The 858-nt window shown below is 77.4% G+C and carries 1 protein-coding gene and 1 pseudogene; both read left to right on the top strand.

The window, feature by feature from the left end; all coding sequences use genetic code 11:
* On the top strand, window positions 1-610 hold a 610-nt coding region (locus tag HW578_RS27175; protein WP_198373804.1), incomplete at its 5' end, for an NAD(P)-dependent oxidoreductase.
* Window positions 607-858: pseudogene (locus HW578_RS27170) on the top strand (aldehyde dehydrogenase family protein); the annotation flags it as partial. The gene HW578_RS27175 and the pseudogene HW578_RS27170, both read left to right, overlap by 4 nt.

Raw genomic sequence — 858 nt, 5'->3', positions numbered from 1 at the left:
GATCGCCGACACCTCCACCCTCTCGCCCGTCGCGGCGCGCGGCTTCGCGCGGCAGGCGGCGGCGCGCGGCTGCGCCTATCTCGATGCGCCGGTCTCGGGCGGCGCGGCGGGGGCCGCGGCGGGCAGCCTCGCCATGATGGTGGGGGGCGAGGCCACCGCGCTCGATGCAGCGCGGCCGGTGCTGGAGCGGCTCGCCACCCGAATCCTGCATATCGGCGCCTCGGGCGCGGGGCAGGTGGCGAAGCTTGTGAACAACCTGATGGTGGCGACCAACCTGGTGGTGGCGGGCGAGGCCTTCCGCCTTGGCGCGCGCGCCGGCGTGCCGCCCGAGGCGCTGCTGCCGGTGATCAACGGCGCCACGGGGCGTTCCGCCGCCACCGAGGTGAACTGGCCGCGCTGGATCGCCTCCGGCCGCTTCGATTCCGGCTTCACGGCGGGGCTGATGCGCAAGGATGTGCGCCTGGCGCTCGGCCTCGCGGAAGCGGTCGGCGCGCCGCTCGACGCCACCGCGCGCGCCGCCGCGGCCTGGGAAGGCCTCGCCGCCGCCGTGCCCGACGATGCCGACTTCAACCGGCTCGCCGCCGCGATCCTGGAGGGGAACACGCCATGACCGCGCAGGCCGCGCTGGTGCAGGGCATCGCCGCGCTGCTCGGCGGGCGCATGGGCTCGCTGGTGGATGGGGAGATCGTTCCCGGCGGGGGCGCGCCCGTGGCGCTGACCGACCCGGCGACGGGGGCTGCGCTGCTCGACTACGCGGCCGCCGATGCCTCGCTGGTGGCGGCGGCCTGCGCCGGCGCGGCGCGCGCCCAGCGCGACTGGATGGTGTTGTCCGCCGCCGAGCGCGGGCGGCGGCTCTGG

This window comes from Roseomonas rosulenta (genome assembly GCF_016106005.1).
Lineage (GTDB): Bacteria > Pseudomonadota > Alphaproteobacteria > Acetobacterales > Acetobacteraceae > Neoroseomonas > Neoroseomonas rosulenta.
This window is presented reverse-complemented; position numbering and strand designations above follow the sequence as displayed.